We start from the raw sequence: 17,083 nt of genomic DNA on the forward strand, positions 1-17,083 counted from the left end.
GGGGATTTAACACATGGCTATCGACATGAAAGATACTCTTACACTTATGCAAGCAATGGAGCGCATTAAAACGCCTGCTTCTTTCTTGCTCGACACATTCTTTCCAAATGTTCCGGAACCAGCACTATCTACTAAAATTGCGGTAGAATATCGCAAAAAAGGCCGTAGCTTGGCACCATTTGTATCTCGTGGGGCTAAAGGTGTGAATATGAAACGTGCAGGCTCTACAATTAACATTTACGAGCCACCAATGATGGGCCCTCGTACTATCGTTGACCCAGCTTAATTGAATCAACGTGGTTTTGGCGAGGATATCGTCAGCTCCGTATCTCCAGCGCAACGTGCGGCTAAGATGCAAGCTGAAGACTTGGCTTATTTGCAAAGTACAATTATCAACCGCAAGAACAAAATGGCGGCTGATATTTTAACTACCGGCAAGTGCAACATCGAAGGTTATGCGGATGATGGTACAACTGAATTATTGGATACTATCGAATTTGATTGGGACCAAAAAGTAACACCTTCTGTTACATGGGACAAAGCTGGCGCAACTATTTTTGACGACATTAAAAACTTGTCTGAAACAATTCAAGAAAACTCCGGCATGATTCCTACTGTTATGGTTTGCGGGAAAAATATTGAAAAGTATATTCTCGGCAACGATGAAATTATGAAATGGTTGGCGATTCCTAACGCACAAAACCTTTCTATCATGAACTTCGCACCTCAATATACAAGCCCACAAGTTCGTTATGTAGGTCGCATTATGGGTCTTAATCTTGATGTATACACTTACACAGAAACGTATACGAATGACGAAGGGGAAGCAACTCCATTCATCGGTGCTGATGATGTTGTTCTTGGCGTTCCTGGTCGTGGTCGTCAATTGCATGGCGCAGTTACATTGCTTAATGAGGAAGCTAACGGATATGTAACATATTCCGGTATTTATGTACCTTATTATGCAGGTAATAAATCTACTCAAGAATTGGCATTGACTATGTATAGTCGTTGCGTATTGGCGCCTGAATTCGTGGATGACTGGGGCGTAATTAAAACGAAAGGATAGTCGTATGAAAATCTTAGTTAAAAAAGGATATCTAGCACATCAAGGTCAATTATTCGGGAAAGGTAAAATCGTTGACATTGCAGACAAAGCCATCGCTAAGGCGCTCTTAGCAAATGAGCAATTCGCGGAATACAAAGATCCGGAAGCAGACACTAAAAAAGAGGATAAGGTAGATACTAAATCCGATGACTCTGTGAAAGCGACTACTGAGAATGAAGAGCCTGAAGATGTAGAAGATACTAAAGAAGCAACTCTTCCATCTGCAGATGCTACGAAAGCGGTTAAAAAGAAATGATTTTCAAGAATCAAATTAAATTAGATTTGCCTGTATTCTTGAATCTTGATGAATTTGCAGATATTCATAATTTGAATGGTACTGAATGTAATGCTGTTATCCAAGCGCCGACGGCTCGCGAGTCATTCATGACTAGCGGGTCTCATATCGCTGATGATGGCATTAGCGGCATGTCAGTATTCGTGCATTGTCGTTCCGAAGACTTACCGGAGCTCCCACATCAGGGAAATGTATTTATACTAGACGGCGAACCTTATACCGTTAACCAGTGCATTGAAGAAGATGGGTTAGCTAGTATTGAGTTGCGGGCTGAAACGAGGGGATTTGTATGATTGAACTTGAATTGGATCGTAAGGGTATAGCAGTCGCTGAATCGGCAATGCAAGCTCTTAGTGATGATAATATAGCTAAAATTGTACAACGATCCTCCCGTCGTGCCGCTATAACTGCTAGAAAAGCAGGGACGCAAGCTATTCGGGAAATCTATGCCGTTAAAGGGGCGGGTGTTGTTAAATCCGGAGTATCGTTTAGAAGTTTGACAGACGGGACAGAAATCCGCGTTAAAGGTGACTACCCTTTAGCGGAAAAAATGTACAAAACTAAGGTTAAGAAGTCCGGTATTTTTGTATCCATTAAAAAAGGGACAGAAGCCAAAGTTGAGCGCGGATTTGTGAATCCTAAGTCGGGTTTATTCGTACAACGACAAGGTCAGGACCGTATGCCGTTGAAAGGCGTATACGGTCCAGCACTCCCCCAATTATTTGGCAACGCACGGGTACAGGATGCCATGCAAGAAGAAGGCATGGACATGTATGAAAAACGGTTATGGCATGAGCTTGACAGAGCGCTAGGAGGCAAGTAATGACACCATTAGATGTATCAGAGGGAGTCGCTAAGTATTTAGAGGGCCGATTACGGGCGCTCGAGGAATACAGCGACGTCACCGATAATAGTATTCGCGTGTATAGCGGATTCCTTCCGCGGGTTACTAGCAATGCGGAAAAGCGTAAGCTATGCCCCGCTGTTGTCGTACACCCCTATACCGTGGAGGATGACACGGACAGTATCGTAGGAATTACGGTTCAAGTAACGACCTATGATGAGAGTATGACCGAGGGGCATATATCTTTGTACCACCTCTTGGAAGTGGTGCGTAAGGAACTGTTATCGCAGAATCCCATCGACATGAAGTACCAAATTAAAGACCATAAAGTAACTACCATGATTCCTGATGACCAGCCTTGGCCACAGTGGTGGGGATACTTGGAATTTGAGGTATATATTCCGAAAGTTCGGAGAAACCTTAATGACGTCTTTGCATTTAACAAGTCAATTAAATAAGGAGAACCAATATGCGTTCTGTTGTCTATGTGGGCCCCACATTCAAAGGCAGTCGTCTTAACCAGTTCATGGTCTTTACCGACGGCGCACCTAAGCCTGAATGTGAGGATCCTATTTTTATGCACCTATTTGTGCCCGTGGAAAAGTTGAACGAGGCTATCGAACAGCTTAATACCCAAGGGTCGCAATTAAATGTGTTTTATCGAAATGCGATTAAATCTTACAAAGGAGTGAAGTAAATGGCCTATTATCATGGCGTCAAGACGAGCGAAATAGCAACGTCTGTCATCTCTGCGGTGGAAACTAATGCAGGACTTCCTGTTGTGTTCGGTACGGCTCCGGTCCACTTGACAGAGGACCCTACCGCAGCCGTTAACAAGCCTGTGATTTGTTATTCCTATGAAGAAGCAGTAGCGGCTCTTGGGTATAGCAATGATTGGGAGAAATTCACATTGTGTGAACAAATCTATGCGCAGTTTAAATTGTACGGAGTAGCACCAATTGTATTTGTCAATGTGTTGGATCCTGCGCGGCATAAAAAGTCTTCCACGACTACTGTAACTTTGGAAAAAGGTGTAGGTACTGTGGCGGCACCTGTGCTTTTGAACACACTTAAAGTTACAGACGGTACAGCTACAAGTAAGGTAGGTACTATTATTACTGACTTTACGGCGGCATTTAATGCTGATGAAGAACTCGTTATTACTGTTGTCGAGGGCGGTGTGTTAGCCGACTCCCAAACACTACAACTTACGTATGACGAAGTTGACGCGTCCGGGGTTAAAGCAGCTGATATTATCGGCGGTGTCGACTCGGAAGGTAATGCGACCGGTCTTGAATTGCTCGATGAAGTGTATCACCAATTTAGCATTGTACCTGGTCTAGTGGCAGCACCAGGCTGGACACAAGAGCCAACTGTGGCTTCTGTGATGAAAGCTAAATCGCGTGTTATCAATAATTTATTTAGAGCGACTTCTGTTACAGATATCGATGCTAAAGAAGTTAAAAAGTATACCGATGCTTATATGTGGAAAACCGGAAACGGATATACAGGCGCGGCGCAAATCGTGTGTTGGCCAATGGTTCGCAACGGGGATTACATTTTTCACATGTCTACACATATCATCGGGATTATCGGTCAATGCGATGCCAGCAACAGCGATATCCCTACCTTGTCCCCGTCTAACAAGGACATCAACATTACAGGTTTGTGCTTAGCTGATGGTAAAGAGGTATCCCTTAATAACTCTCAAGCGAACCTATTGAATTCTCAAGGCATTATGACGGCTCTCAATGTGAACGGCTGGAAGTCTTGGGGCAACTACACAGGTGCGTACCCAGGTACAACTGATGTAAAGGATACATTTATTTGCGTTCGCCGATTCTTCGACTGGGACGACCAAACATTCATTCTTACTTATTGGCAAAAAGTTGATATGCCAATCCTACCTCGTAATATCAAGACTGTTCTTGATTCCGAAGGTATTCGATTGAATGGGTTGACATCTCGCGGATTTATTCTTGGTGGGCGGATTGAATTTAAGGAAAGTGAAAATCCTGTTACTGACCTTTTGGCCGGTAAAATTCGTTTCCATAAATACCGTACTCCTCCAATTCCTGCACAGGAAATCGAGTCTATATCTGAGTACGATGTGTCTTATTTTGAACAGTTATTTAAATAGGGGGTCATTATGAGCGTAAATCTAATTCCAGAAGTCTTGAATGACTTCCGTGTATATGATGAGGGCCGTGATAATTGCCACGGTGTTGTATCCATTGAAATTCCGGAAGAAGCGTCTTTGACACAAACAGTCAAAGGGGTGGGGATTGCTGGTGAAGTAGACGCGCCTATTTTAGGTCACTACGGATCTATGGAAACAAAAATTAGCTGGAATTTGCCAACCGAAACAGCCCACAAATGGACTGGCGGGCGCCCAGTTAGTGTCGAAGCTTGCGGAGCTCTCCAATATTGGGATAGTGCTACTAATAGCTATGTGATTAAGCCATCCCGAATTGTTATCCGCGGTCGTGCTAAATCGAAAGAAAACGGCACGTATGAAGCGGGTAATACAGTAGGTGTTACCAATACTATCGAAACAACCTACTTGAAGATTGAAGTGGATGGCAAAATCATCCGCGAAATTGATAAGTATGGTTACAAAGATGTTAATGGTGACGAAGATATGTTATCCGAAGTACGTGCCGCGTTAGGTATTTAATTCCGTAGGAGGAAAAGAACATGAGTGAAGAAATGAACAAAGTAGAAACTGTAGTCGAATCCACTCCAGTAGCTGAAGAGGTTCCTATTGTGGAACCTGTAGCAAAAAAAGCTATCAAATTAAATTTTGACAATGTGACAGGTTATACCTTGATTAGGTGTGAAAAGGCGGCTAAGAAAGAAGACCCTAATATCAGCGTGCCTTCTATCTCCCTCACATACCAAGCCCATGTAGCGGCCGCAGCAGCAGGCGTGAAAGTCGATGATATCTATGCATTGCCTGGTAAAGAATTTACTAAAGTTTGCTTGGATACACAGAATTTTTTGCTCGGTTCCGAAAAATAAAAAACCTTGAGCATTACTTCATCCGGAGTGCTTTGGCCTGTTCAAAGTACTCCAATTCCCCTATGGGTTATTTTCTCCGATACTTGAGCGTTGACGAAAATATGGCTCACATCCAAGAGATAAGAGACGCGATTGATGCGGAGAATAAAGCAATGCAAAAGGCGCATAAGAAACAGGGAGGTCGCTAATGGCAAATAAAGTATTAGAAATGGCCATAGCTATCAAGGGGCAACTTGATGGGAGCTTATCTAGTTCCGTCTCTCAAGCGGTGAGTCAAACAAAAGACTTGACGCGTCAAATTAGTGCGGCTAATAAGGAACTCAAGCAGGTACAAAAAAGCTTTGCTAAAGCGACAGGCTTTGAAAAGGTTAACTTGCAGGCGGATATTCTTAAGCGAGAACAGGAAATTAACGATGTTATCGCTAAACGGTCCGACTTACTAGAGAAAGTCAATGCTAAGCAAGAAGCCTCGTCAAAGTTACAGCGGAGCGCGGGGCGGCTAAAAACCGCGGCAGCGGGTACCGCTATAGCGGCGGCCCCGATTGCGTTAGCGGTTAAGGAAGCTATGAGCTATGAAAGCGTTACGGCCGATGTTCGTAAAACTGTTGATTTCGATACCCCCGAGGGGTTTAATCAGATGAAACAGGATATTATCACCATGTCGCAGCAATTACCAATGTCTGCCGAGGGTATTGCTAAGATCGTAGCAGCGGGCGGCCAAGCAGGTATTGCCGCTAAGGATCTTAAGCAATTTGCCGAGGGTGCGGTTAAAATGGGCATTGCATTTGATATTTCTGCCGATGAGGCGGGGACAATGATGGCGCAGTGGCGCACTGCCTTTGGGATGAATCAAGACCAAGTAACGACATTGGCCGACCAAATCAACTACCTATCAAATACTACATCTGCGGGTAGCGGTCCTATTTCAGATATCGTTACTCGAATTGGGCCATTGGCATCTACGGCTGGATTGTCTGCAGGGCAAGTAGCCGCTTTAGGTGCCTCTATCGCGGGTACTGGCACATCGTCGGAAATCGCGGCTACGGGCATCAAGAACATGATGCTTGCGTTAACGGCAGGAAGCGTAGCGACGAAAGCGCAAGCCGGGGCTTTTGAAAAGCTAGGGCTTAATGCGACCGATATGGCTAACCGAATGCAAACCGATGCGCAAGGCGCGATTATTGATGTCTTGCAACGAATTCGGGAACTTCCGGAAGCAGAACAGTCCGCAACGATGACGAAACTCTTCGGCAAGGAATCAGTAGGTGCAATCGCCCCTCTTTTAACGCAATTAGATGGGTTAAAGGATAACTTTAACAAAGTAGGCGACGCGACACAGTACGCGGGGTCCATGGAGAAAGAGTACCAAGCAAGGTCGGCCACTACAGAAAACCAATTGCAATTGACCAAGAATAATATAACAGCATTGGCTGTTAATCTCGGGTCGGCTTTATTGCCGGCAGTCAATAGCATCTTGAGTACCGTGGCATCAGTAGCTGGCGCTTTTGCTGCATGGGCAGGAGAACATCCTACACTTATCGCAGGTATTGTAGGTGTTACGGCAGCTATAGCGGGATTGGTGGTAACGGCTTTGACGATTAATACGATCGTGGCAGCTGTGCAAAATGTCCGTGCGGCTTATGCACTTATGAAAGTAACACTTGACGCGGTTAAGGTGAGCTAATTGGCAGCTAATGCGGCGGCAATGGCTAATCCATATGTACTCATTGCGGTAGCAGTTATCGCCTTGGTGGCAGCATTAGTGTACTTATGGAATACGAACGAGGGGTTCCGTAGTGCTATCATCGGCGCATGGGAAGCGATTAAATCGGGTATATCGACAGCTATTAGTGCGGTAGTAGCATTTGTTACAGCGGGGTTTAATTTACTCGTGGCAGGTATCAAGGCTTACATTAATTTCTGGTTAAATCTTCCTCAAAATATCGCATTCGCTATTGGCTTTATTTTTGGCGTTATCAGCCAATTACCGAGCCTTATCGGGGCGGCTATTGACGCATCTGTTAATTTTATTATGAATTTACCAACGGCTATAGCAACAGCAGGCAGCGAATTCCTCGAACTCATGAGTGCTTGGCTTAGTAGTGCCTATGCTACGGCAGTATCCATGATTAGTAACCTGGTAACAGGGGTGTATAACTTCTTGCTTAACTTACCGGAATATTGCGCTGAAGCGGGTACTGCTTTTGTGGCTGCAGCGGAACAGTGGGCTAGTGATGCATATAACGCAGTTCTTGAATGGGTCAACCAAATCCCTAGTGCGGTATCTAACGCGATTAGCGGTGCGTGGGAATCCATTAAAGGAGCTTTTAGTGGTGGCTTCAATGTAGGCGTAAGTGTAGCTGGTGGGGCAGAACCTCATGCTAACGGCGGTGTGTTTACTCGACCTCACTTAGGATTAGTCGCCGAAGCAGGCTACCCGGAAGTTATTATCCCAATTAATGGGAGTCAAAATGCTATGAACTTATGGCAAACAGCAGGGCAAATGCTAGGTGTGAACAGTACATTAGCCCCTGTAGTGAGTGGACCTACGGCCCCTAGTATAGCAAGTCCTATGGGCGGATGGTCTGGCGGTGGCGATGTGAATGTTACATTTGCTCCGCAAATTACGGTGCAGGGTAATGCAAGTCAGTCTGATATTGCGGCAGCACTTGACGCTAAAATGAGAGAATTTGAAGCTATGATGCAACGTTATACATCCAATCAACGGAGGTTAAGCTATGACTAACTACATGACCATACAAGGCGATATGTGGGATTATATAGCCTACAAAGTATACGGCAACGAAAAGTACATCAAGTTACTCATGGATGCTAATCAGGAATACCGCGATTATGCGGTATTTCCACAAGGTATTTGGCTAGTATGCCCTGATATTCCAGTAGAAAATGGGCCCACGTATCTTCCGCCATGGAGGCAGTAATGAGTACGTTATCGATGAAAATTAAAAAGGTAGAGGAGTGGAAGAAAAAACTCACTCCCGAAACCAAACTATCTAGGCGAGCTTGGATGGATGTTGGGTATCAGCATTATGGAACGAAAGAGCAAAAGGATATTACCGATGCTGTTGATAAGTTCCTTATATCTGCTACTTACACCGATAACATGTCGGGGACAGTAGATGACCTGTCAATCTCATTAGAGGATAGGGGTAACCTATGGATTAATGACTGGTATCCGAGCCACGGCTCGTTTATCGATATTACGATGAATTCTCTAAACTGGAACACCTTAAGTGACGGGCAAGTGGCCCTTCACGTTGGGAAGTTCCAGCTTGATGAGATTGAGTCGTCGAGCCCGCCTAATACGGTAACGCTAAAAGCGGTAGCCTTGGAAGGTAATTCAAGCCTTCGGGAAACGAAAGTCAATAAGACTTGGGATAAGACTTCTGTTAAAGCGATTGCTACCGATATAGCGATTCGAAATAATATGACACTATACTGGGACTGCGATACAGACCCCTCGATTGATCATTCCGAACAGTCTGCGGAGTCTGATTTAGCATACCTACAAAAGGTCTGCAAAGATGTGGGCTTTGCGGTCAAAGCTAGTGTCGACCAATTATTTGTACTCGATGTGTACAAGTATGATAACCAAAAGGAACAGATTATTATTCGCCGTCCTGGCGGACAGTATAAGGCGCTTACCGAAGAGGAAGCTAAGACAATGCTTGTCGTGCCTAGTCTAATTAGCTATAAGCTGAATAGTAAGACGCGGAACATATATCGTGCTTGCCATGTGCGGCACAAGCAAGGGAAGTCTAAGGAGCTCATAGAAGCGACTTTTGAAGCCCCCGATTTAAAGGATAAGACATACTTATCTGTTCTTGAGGTTGATGAACAATGTGAAACCCAAGCCGAGGCGGAACGCCTGGCCCGTAAGAAATTAAGAGAAGCCAATTCGGAAGCGATGACGGCTTCTTTTTCTATGCCGGGCAATATCATGCTTATGGCAGGCGAGGTTGTCCGCCTCGAAGGCTTTGGCGCTTTTGATGGTAACTACTTGCTAACGAAAGCTACTCATACCTTATCGAGCTCGTATACTACGAGCATTGACCTTAGGAGGTGTTTAATTGGATATTAACCAGCTATTAAGAGCTCTATCGGAAATTATATTCATTGGACAGGTATCGTCCTTAAATGCGTCCGAGGGTATGGCTACAGTAACGCGCTCTGATAGAGATGATAAGGTATCTGCCCCGTTGCATGTTATTAATCGGGGCAGTCAATCGACTAAAGATTATTGGATGCCAGCTATCGATGATCAAGTCCTTTGTATTATGCTTCCAAATAAAAACGGCAACGGGTTCAACGAGGGCTTTATTATTGGTAGCTTTTTTAGTATCGAAGACGCACCCCCAGGGGGCGCAGGTGCAGCGGCGCGAGTGTTAGATACGCCAGGAGATATGACCCTCAATGTAGGCGGTAATTTGATGATTAATGCTAGCGGTGGTGATGTCATCGTTAACGGCATTTCTCTTGTCAATCACGTTCACGGGGGTGTAATCCCAGGTGGTGCTACGACTAGCGTGCCAGAATAGGAGGCTCGATGTATATCGGATACTTGGCGGATATAGTGTTCTATACCGCATTTAACAATGTAATCACGCCTTCCGAGTATTCAAGAACCGGTTCGGGCAGATGGGAAGAACATTCCCTTATGCACACCAAACCTGTTCTTCAATTTACGGGGCCGGGGCTTACCCATTTATCGTTTAAGATTCTCGTGTCTAAGTCGCTAGGGCAGAGCCCCGAATCCATCTTGCGACGACTACGCGATTATCGCGATAACGGGGCCGTAGTACCCTTTATATTGGGTGGCAAACCTGTTAGTCAAAATTACTTCATTATCGAGTCGCTAGAGGAAAACGGGCAGTATTTTGATGCCTATGGCAAGCTTATGTCGGTCGAGATATCTCTCGCGTTACGGGAATACGACGACACGAATAAGGTTGAAGAGCAGTCCCTGCTCAATTCTACTGGTAAAAAATTTAATGCGATTAATTCGATATTGAGGTGGGTGTAGATGGCGACATATGAAATTAACTCTGCATTGACGTACCCAATATCATTGGCGCCAGATACGGAGTTAGCAGAAATTTTGCAGAATGTGCAAACAATTATATCTACTATGAAAGGAACTATCCCTCTTGACCGAGAGTTCGGAATTGACGGACGGGTCATTGACTTGCCTATGCATGTGGCACAGGCCAAGTTATCCAACGAAATATTCCAAGCTATTAAGCACTATGAACCGAGAGTCACGATTGAGGATATCTCTTTCACAGCCACCCTAGAAGGTCGACTTGTTCCGAAAGTGAAGGTGAGTGTATGAAATTATCTGATTTGCCGGATATCGAATTTGTCTCGTCCGATGCAGAAGAGGTCAAAGGTTGGGTATTGGCAAAGTATAAGGAAGTCGTGGGGCGAACACCTGCACAGGGTGACCCTTCACGGCTCTTTTGTTTATTTATGGCTGAGGTATTTATTCGGCTATTGAACGATATCAATTACACCGGTAAGCAGAACTTACTTAAGTATGCACTAGGCGATAACCTGGACCACATCGGCGCGTTAACAAGTGTCGACCGAATCCAAGCAAAATCGGCCACTACAACACTAAAGGCCACATTGTCTGCTAAGCGCAGCCAAGAAACTGTAATTGATGCGGGTACACGGGTAGCATCCGACTCCGGACTGTATTTTACTACTGACGAGGACCTGATTATTCCGGCGGGAGAGCTTATAGGTGTTGTAAAAGCGACTTGCACAGAATCCGGGGCGGAAGGAAATAATTTCTTGCCCGGCGAGATAGCGACCGTTATCGACCCAGTTGCCTATGTAGACTCGATAGCTAATATCACTACGAGTGGCGGCGGCAGTGGGATAGAGGACGACGAAGCATTCCGTGACCGCATCCACGAGGCTCCTGAAAGCTTTAGCGTGGCAGGTCCTGAAGGCGCCTATCGGTTCTTCGCTAAATCGGTCAACGCGTCCATTATCGATGTGGGGATTAATTCACCGGAGCCGGGGGTAGTTGATATCTACCCGCTGCTTGAAAACGGAGAGCTACCAGGGGAAGAAATTCTTACACAAGTTAAGGATTATCTGTCCGACGAGAAACGGAGACCTCTTACAGATAAGCTATCCGTCAAAGCGCCTAAGGCGATTAATTATGAGATTGATGTCACGTATTACATCGATAAAGAAGCGGATACATCGACTGTACAATCTAATGTGACTAAAGCGGTTACCGCTTATGAGCTATGGCAAAAATCAGTTATCGGTCGAGATATTAATCCGTCTAAATTAATTACTTTGGTGATGGAAGTCGCTGGGGTTAAGCGGGTCGTTGTTACCGCTCCTGAATTTACGGTAGTGGATACGGATACGAGCGTAGCAGTTGCTAGCTTTAAATCCGTGAAAATGGCGGGGAGTGAGGACGAGTGATACACGATAAGGATTATCGCATTGCGAATCAGCTTACTCCATCAATTGAAAAGGAGCCAATTATTTCGTTGGCCAAAACTTTTGATGCGTTTATGGTGAATAGAATTGACACCTCAGTACTTCTCTTGTGGGGCGGCATTGATACGGCTAAAGAATCTGTATTGGACCATCTTGCATACCATCTTCATGTCGATGAATATGACACGTCATATCCTATCGACGTGAAGCGCCGAATGGTCGAGCAGTCCATTCCTATTCATAAGCATAAGGGCACGCCTTTTGCAGTTAAAGCTGCTATTGCTACTGTATATGAAAGTGGACAGCTTGAGGAGTGGTTTAGCTATGGTGGCGCCCCGTATCGTTTCCGCGTATCGGGAATTACAGCTCCGCTTACCGGGGTGGCCGATATTAATCGCCTAGTATCCTTAATTAACGCTACTAAGAATAAACGATCGTGGCTAGATTACGTACAGTTCAAACGAGATATTCATGTAACGGAATATGTGGCGGGGGCGGTAGGAGTGGTGAAATATTTAGTCATTAATAGCGACTTATCGACCTCATTATGTGTCGGAATGACTGAATATGCGAGTGCAGCTGTTGCGCAAGCGACGACTATTATAATTAATACAACTTTAAATAATGATATTTGATGCTAAGGAGGCTATATGGCAAACTGGTCAGGCTTTGTCCTTACCGATGTAGGGGCGAAATTACAAGCCAAAATTAATGCGGGTTTAACTACCCTTAAATTTACAAAGTTAGGAATTGGCTCCGGCTCCGGCTCCGGCTCTATTAATGCTTTAACTGCTATGGTAAATAAAGTGCAGGATATTAACATCGGCAGTGTTAAGGCAAACAATAATATCGTAACTATCAATTCTACACTAACAAATAAAGGCCTGGGCTCCGCATATCAAATGCGAGAACTAGGCCTTTTTGCCACTGATCCTGATGTGGGTGAAATTCTATTCGCTTATATGACGGATAACACTCCCGACACAATGCCTGCAGATGGCAGTGCAACAGTTGTTAGTCAGGACATTACATTGAACATTACATTTTCGAATACAGGTAAAGTATCCGCAACGATTGATACAGGCGCTTTTGTTACACATGAGGATTTAAATACACATAACACCTCAAGCAGTGCACACGCTGATATTAGGCAACTATTTAAAAACTATTTGCCACTGACAGGCGGAACATTAACAGGTCGGTTATATGTGAATGACGCCGTTTTTATGGGCACCGAAACAAGCCAATATGGTAACTTTATTGAAAGGTCCAAGGCGGGTACTATGTATCTAGCTAGTGGTAAAAGTGAAAGTAGTAATCTATCGTGGTTTAACGTCGACGGGTATTTTAAATATACTGATACTGCTGAGATGTGTGTGATTAAGAGAGATGAGAACTCTAACATTTTGGCAAGAGCCTTTTTGCTGGACCAGGATAATAAAACCCGATTCCCGAATGAAGTATACGCTAATGAAAAATTGCTCGCGACTAAAGAATATGTTGATGGCAAAAAATGGGGCGCAACAAGCATTACAGACGGAGCTGTAACGCCTAATAAATTAGATAGACCCTATTTACCATTAACAGGTGGCGCTGTAACAGGTAAATTGCATGTAAATGACCTTGTTAGCACTGGGAATGACAGCATGCAGTTTAGTAACTTTATTCAAACGAGTATGGCCGGCAAAGCATATCTTGCAACAGGTAAAGGTGCTTCGGAGAGTTGGTTTAATATCGACGGATATTTCAACAACCCTGAGCAATCCAATATCAGCGCTATCAAGCGGAATGCAGATGGGGATATTATCGCAAGAGCTTTTCTCTTGCACGCCGACAATAAAACGTACTTCCCTAATGAGGTGTATTCAAATGAAAAATTATTGGCAACAAAGGAGTACGTGGATACCAAGGGTACTAATGATTTGAATGCACACAATACATCTAGTAGTGCACATAGTGATATCCGAACTAAAATCACTAATGATATTAATACGCATAACAGCTCAAATAGTGCACATACTGATATCCGCCAAATGTTTAATAACTATTTGCCATTAACAGGTGGCACTGTAACAGGTCGATTGCATGTAAATGACCTTGTTAGTACGGGTAATGATACTATGCAGTTTAGTAACTTTATTCAAACGAGTATGGCCGGCAAAGCATACTTTGCAACAGGGAAAAGTGCGTCTGAAAGTTGGTGCAATTTAGATGCATATTTTAATGATCATAATAATGGGACTATTAGCGCTATTAAGCGAGATTCTAGCGGTAATATCGTAGCAAGAGCATATTTGCTAGATAAAGATAATAAAACTCGGTTCTTTGGTGAGGTGTACTCAAATGGAAAATTGCTAGCCACTAAGGAGTACGTTGATACAAAGGGTATTAATGATTTGAATGCACACAATTCATCAAGCAGTGCGCATAACGATATTCGAAATCAATTTAAATCATATTTACCACTGACAGGCGGAACATTAACAGGTGGATTAAGTATAACCTATGGGAGTGGTAATCCCGTTCACTCAATAAAATCAGGTGGCGGAAGTACTTTTAGAAATCTAGATGTCGGCAGTGCTCAAAATACTACAAAAGTAGCGCTATCGTGCTTAGAACGCCCGATATGGTACAACGACACAGTTGGAGCAAACGATCTAGCACTGCTTAAGGATTTGGATTGGAAAAAATTGTACAGCGTAAATCGTGCTGCCTTTGTTATGCCTACCAGCGGAACAGCCCTATGCGATATCCCTAGTAATTGGAAAGAGTTGCATATTACATGGATTTGGACTAGTGATACGTATACTATTAACAATGTTGTTGGACATAAATCGTATACCGCCAATATCATTAATGGAGCAATAGCAGACCCAATTATATTCGTATTCCCTGATTCCGAAGGGGCTTTGGTGGTTAAAAATAATAAACTGTACGTCATAGATCGGGGCCAGTCTGCTGACGGCGTACCAGTGTTAGTAATGTGGAGGTAATGATGAAAATATTTGTAGATAGCCAAGGTAATTGGCAAGAATATCAAGAATGGCATGATGAAGTGGCAATGGACGAACCGGACAGATTTACAATTGTCGAGGTGGATGGTTTGCCAAGCAATATGATATCTCCTAAATTTATCAATGGCGAATTTGTTGATGCCTATGTTGAAGTATCCGCAGAAGAAATACAAGCCAAAGAAGCGGCACAAGTGGCATCAGAATATGAAGCGAAATTCAAGGCCCTTGATGATGAAATCATTAGGGCAGAAGTTATCGATAAAGATACTGAGTATGCCAATGAGTTACGTCAACAACGCGAGGCACTACAATTAGAATTTATGACAAAACGAGGTAAATTATAATGACAAAACGATGCTTTTTGTGCGGACGACCTATGGAACGTGTGGAAGGTCGGTTGTATGATACGTGTACAAATAAGAAGTGTATCCGTCATCAACCATTACGTGATGTAAGTAGTAGTGATGATAATAAAAAAGAGCATACTGAAGACAGTAATCCGTGATTAGCTAGAATGCACCCAATAAGGGTGTTTTTTTATACTCGAAATGAGGTTGTAAATGGAGTTAATTAATGAAGTCATAACAAAAATACTACTCGGCGTATCCCACGCACATCTTGTTGATATGGGGGTGGTGGTCATATTGACGACTACCCTTGTATTTATCGATGCGTGCCAACGTGTGGCCATTGAGGTATTGCGGTATAACCTCGATAATAGTCGTAAAAACACGGTCATAAATTGTATAACTACATTGTTATGGTACGGTTGGGGGCGGGGCACCTATACAAATGAACATGGTGAAAGTAAACGGTATTTGATGAGTGAACGCTTGCGAGGTGATTTACTCATTAAATTGTGTATCCAATATCCTGCGTGGATGTTCTTATCTGTGATATTTGTATCGTTGCCGGATATACCTATCCCGACTACGGAACTATTTGCAGATCAGGTATTTGCCTTTGTATTCATGGCCATTCCGTTTTTGTCCGAATGTTGGTCGATTTTAGAGAATCTACGAGAAATCGTAGAAGATGACCTCATTGACTTTGGGAAATGGTATAACCGAGCAATTGAATTAATTAAAATTTGGAGAGGCCTATGAATTTTGAAAAAATAAGTATTCGTGAGGTGCTAACCATCATCATATTAGGGACGGTCAATATTATGGCTGTCCTTTTAGGATATAACGAATTGGCCATGAGTATCTCATCTGGATTGGTGGGGTATCTCGGTGGTCGTGAAAGCAATAGAAAGGAGCAAAATAAATGGCATTAGGTGACTTGAGTGCATTATATGAAAGCAATGGAAACCCTGCAACAGTATCAACAGGCGCAGGTGATTTAGGAGGTATCTCCTATGGTGCGTACCAATTAGCGAGTGAAACAGGTTCAGTAGATGCATTCCTTGGTTGGGGACTGAGACAAGGCGGATTTTACACAGATTACGCAAGGGCATTACAGAGTAGTGGTAGGGTAAACAGTAATGCTTTCATCAATCAATGGAAACATATTGGGATTGTTGACCCACAAGGGTTTAAATCCATGCAACATGACTATATCAAGCATGCTTATTATGATGTGGCGGTAGAGCTATTGAAAAATAATATGTTCCACGTAGAAAAGCACAGCGACACGTTAAAAGATGTATTGTGGTCCCGTGCTGTTCAGTACGGTCCTAAATATGGCGTAGATTTATTTATTGAAGCGTTGCAATTCATCCCTGGATATACAGAGGAATGGAACTTATCTTATATTGACCATATCCGCTTTGATTATGATTTAATTGCTGGGATCTATCGTGCTAATTCTACCGATGAATGGATTAGTCCTAGTTTAGCACCAGATGTATATGAAGGTGTATATGACCGTATGCGTAATGAAATGCGAGAGGCATTATGCATGTTAACAACTGAATTAAAAGAAAGGGGCTTATTATGAAAACATTAAAGTACAACGGTAAAACCTATCAATTTACTGAAGATATACAACCAAAATTGGAGGGGATTACTGAGTATATTTTGACAAATACTTACAATGTACGTTGTGAGGTAGTGTTTGAAAACGGCACATTAGTATATATCAATGAACTAGACTAATGTTCAAAATATCGATCTTTTGCACATGAAAATAATTACATACTGAATGATGTACAAAATCTCAAAATTTTGTACATGATTTATTTAACGCTGTACTCGAGATATTAGCACATTTAAAATACTAAAAGCCTACAGACCTAGATAATATCTAAGTTTGTAGGCTCTTTTTTGTTTGTAAAAAGAATAAAAAACTATTGCAAATAACACGATAACGTG

Annotated in this window: 24 protein-coding genes and 1 pseudogene; all 25 read left to right on the plus strand. The window is 43.3% G+C overall.

Translation table 11 applies throughout. The features are described 5' to 3' along the window. Window positions 1-46 precede the first annotated feature (46 nt). The 25 genes and pseudogenes from EO120_RS05945 (at window position 47) to EO120_RS09165 (ending at window position 16,867) form a co-directional block, all read left to right on the plus strand. Window positions 47-1,069 (plus strand): annotated as a pseudogene (locus EO120_RS05945) (major capsid protein). Window positions 1,070-1,073: 4 nt separating this feature from the next. Continuing rightward, complete coding sequence (locus tag EO120_RS05950; protein WP_127134559.1) at window positions 1,074-1,364, plus strand: hypothetical protein; 291 nt, start codon at window positions 1,074-1,076, stop codon at window positions 1,362-1,364. After that, window positions 1,361-1,696: a hypothetical protein gene (locus tag EO120_RS05955; protein ID WP_127134560.1), complete on the plus strand. Its 336-nt coding sequence runs from the start codon at window positions 1,361-1,363 to the stop codon at window positions 1,694-1,696. Before EO120_RS05950 ends, EO120_RS05955 begins: the two co-directional genes overlap by 4 nt. Beyond that, the gene (locus EO120_RS05960) at window positions 1,693-2,226 is read left to right on the plus strand and encodes a hypothetical protein (protein ID WP_127134561.1); all 534 of its coding nucleotides are present in this window, start codon (window positions 1,693-1,695) and stop codon (window positions 2,224-2,226) included. Before EO120_RS05955 ends, EO120_RS05960 begins: the two co-directional genes overlap by 4 nt. Further along, window positions 2,226-2,705 (plus strand): hypothetical protein, encoded by a 480-nt coding sequence (locus EO120_RS05965; protein ID WP_127134562.1) that lies wholly within the window; start codon window positions 2,226-2,228, stop codon window positions 2,703-2,705. Before EO120_RS05960 ends, EO120_RS05965 begins: the two co-directional genes overlap by 1 nt. An 11-nt stretch (window positions 2,706-2,716) precedes the next feature. Continuing rightward, window positions 2,717-2,944, plus strand: coding sequence for a hypothetical protein (locus EO120_RS05970; protein ID WP_127134563.1), 228 nt, complete (start codon window positions 2,717-2,719; stop codon window positions 2,942-2,944). Further along, window positions 2,945-4,387: a phage tail sheath family protein gene (locus tag EO120_RS05975; RefSeq protein WP_127134564.1), complete on the plus strand. Its 1,443-nt coding sequence runs from the start codon at window positions 2,945-2,947 to the stop codon at window positions 4,385-4,387. A gap of 9 nt (window positions 4,388-4,396) precedes the next feature. Continuing rightward, window positions 4,397-4,924, plus strand: coding sequence for a phage major tail tube protein (locus EO120_RS05980; RefSeq protein ID WP_127134565.1), 528 nt, complete (start codon window positions 4,397-4,399; stop codon window positions 4,922-4,924). A 20-nt stretch (window positions 4,925-4,944) separates the two neighbouring features. After that, entirely contained in the window at window positions 4,945-5,268 is a 324-nt protein-coding gene (locus EO120_RS05985; RefSeq protein ID WP_127134566.1) for a hypothetical protein, read from the plus strand. A 208-nt stretch (window positions 5,269-5,476) separates the two neighbouring features. After that, window positions 5,477-6,952, plus strand: coding sequence for a phage tail tape measure protein (locus EO120_RS05990; RefSeq protein ID WP_127134597.1), 1,476 nt, complete (start codon window positions 5,477-5,479; stop codon window positions 6,950-6,952). Continuing rightward, window positions 6,953-8,014 carry a phage tail protein gene (locus EO120_RS05995; RefSeq protein ID WP_127134567.1) on the plus strand — a complete coding sequence of 354 codons (1,062 nt, stop codon included), beginning with the start codon at window positions 6,953-6,955 and terminating at the stop codon, window positions 8,012-8,014. Beyond that, the gene (locus EO120_RS06000; protein WP_127134568.1) at window positions 8,007-8,210 is read left to right on the plus strand and encodes a tail protein X; all 204 of its coding nucleotides are present in this window, start codon (window positions 8,007-8,009) and stop codon (window positions 8,208-8,210) included. The genes EO120_RS05995 and EO120_RS06000 overlap by 8 nt, the downstream gene beginning before the upstream one ends. Further along, window positions 8,210-9,370, plus strand: a complete 1,161-nt coding sequence (locus EO120_RS06005) for a phage late control D family protein (protein WP_164725724.1) — start codon at window positions 8,210-8,212, stop codon at window positions 9,368-9,370. Before EO120_RS06000 ends, EO120_RS06005 begins: the two co-directional genes overlap by 1 nt. Then, on the plus strand, window positions 9,360-9,827 hold the full coding sequence (locus EO120_RS06010; protein ID WP_127134570.1) for a phage baseplate assembly protein: 468 nt from the start codon (window positions 9,360-9,362) through the stop codon (window positions 9,825-9,827). The genes EO120_RS06005 and EO120_RS06010 overlap by 11 nt, the downstream gene beginning before the upstream one ends. Window positions 9,828-9,835: 8 nt before the next feature. Then, on the plus strand, window positions 9,836-10,312 hold the full coding sequence (locus EO120_RS06015; protein ID WP_127134571.1) for a phage tail protein: 477 nt from the start codon (window positions 9,836-9,838) through the stop codon (window positions 10,310-10,312). Next, on the plus strand, window positions 10,313-10,621 hold the full coding sequence (locus EO120_RS06020; protein ID WP_127134572.1) for a GPW/gp25 family protein: 309 nt from the start codon (window positions 10,313-10,315) through the stop codon (window positions 10,619-10,621). 137 nt (window positions 10,622-10,758) lie between these two features. Then, window positions 10,759-11,736, plus strand: coding sequence for a baseplate assembly protein (locus EO120_RS06025; RefSeq protein WP_241234907.1), 978 nt, complete (start codon window positions 10,759-10,761; stop codon window positions 11,734-11,736). Continuing rightward, window positions 11,733-12,389 (plus strand): phage tail protein I, encoded by a 657-nt coding sequence (locus EO120_RS06030; protein ID WP_127134574.1) that lies wholly within the window; start codon window positions 11,733-11,735, stop codon window positions 12,387-12,389. Before EO120_RS06025 ends, EO120_RS06030 begins: the two co-directional genes overlap by 4 nt. A gap of 15 nt (window positions 12,390-12,404) precedes the next feature. Beyond that, window positions 12,405-14,747 (plus strand): phage tail-collar fiber domain-containing protein, encoded by a 2,343-nt coding sequence (locus tag EO120_RS06035; RefSeq protein WP_127134575.1) that lies wholly within the window; start codon window positions 12,405-12,407, stop codon window positions 14,745-14,747. A 2-nt stretch (window positions 14,748-14,749) separates the two neighbouring features. Then, window positions 14,750-15,112: a hypothetical protein gene (locus EO120_RS06040; protein WP_127134576.1), complete on the plus strand. Its 363-nt coding sequence runs from the start codon at window positions 14,750-14,752 to the stop codon at window positions 15,110-15,112. Next, a complete protein-coding gene (locus EO120_RS09155) occupies window positions 15,112-15,273 on the plus strand; it encodes a hypothetical protein (protein WP_164725725.1) in 162 nt (53 codons plus the stop codon). The genes EO120_RS06040 and EO120_RS09155 overlap by 1 nt, the downstream gene beginning before the upstream one ends. Before the next feature lie 55 nt (window positions 15,274-15,328). Then, complete coding sequence (locus tag EO120_RS06045) at window positions 15,329-15,874, plus strand: hypothetical protein (protein WP_127134577.1); 546 nt, start codon at window positions 15,329-15,331, stop codon at window positions 15,872-15,874. Then, window positions 15,871-16,047, plus strand: a complete 177-nt coding sequence (locus EO120_RS09160; protein WP_164725726.1) for a hypothetical protein — start codon at window positions 15,871-15,873, stop codon at window positions 16,045-16,047. Before EO120_RS06045 ends, EO120_RS09160 begins: the two co-directional genes overlap by 4 nt. Beyond that, window positions 16,038-16,709 (plus strand): VgrG-related protein, encoded by a 672-nt coding sequence (locus EO120_RS06050; RefSeq protein WP_127134578.1) that lies wholly within the window; start codon window positions 16,038-16,040, stop codon window positions 16,707-16,709. The genes EO120_RS09160 and EO120_RS06050 overlap by 10 nt, the downstream gene beginning before the upstream one ends. Then, window positions 16,706-16,867, plus strand: coding sequence for a hypothetical protein (locus tag EO120_RS09165; protein WP_164725727.1), 162 nt, complete (start codon window positions 16,706-16,708; stop codon window positions 16,865-16,867). Before EO120_RS06050 ends, EO120_RS09165 begins: the two co-directional genes overlap by 4 nt. Window positions 16,868-17,083 lie beyond the last annotated feature (216 nt).

This window comes from Veillonella caviae, from assembly GCF_003992125.1.
Taxonomy (GTDB): domain Bacteria; phylum Bacillota; class Negativicutes; order Veillonellales; family Veillonellaceae; genus Veillonella; species Veillonella caviae.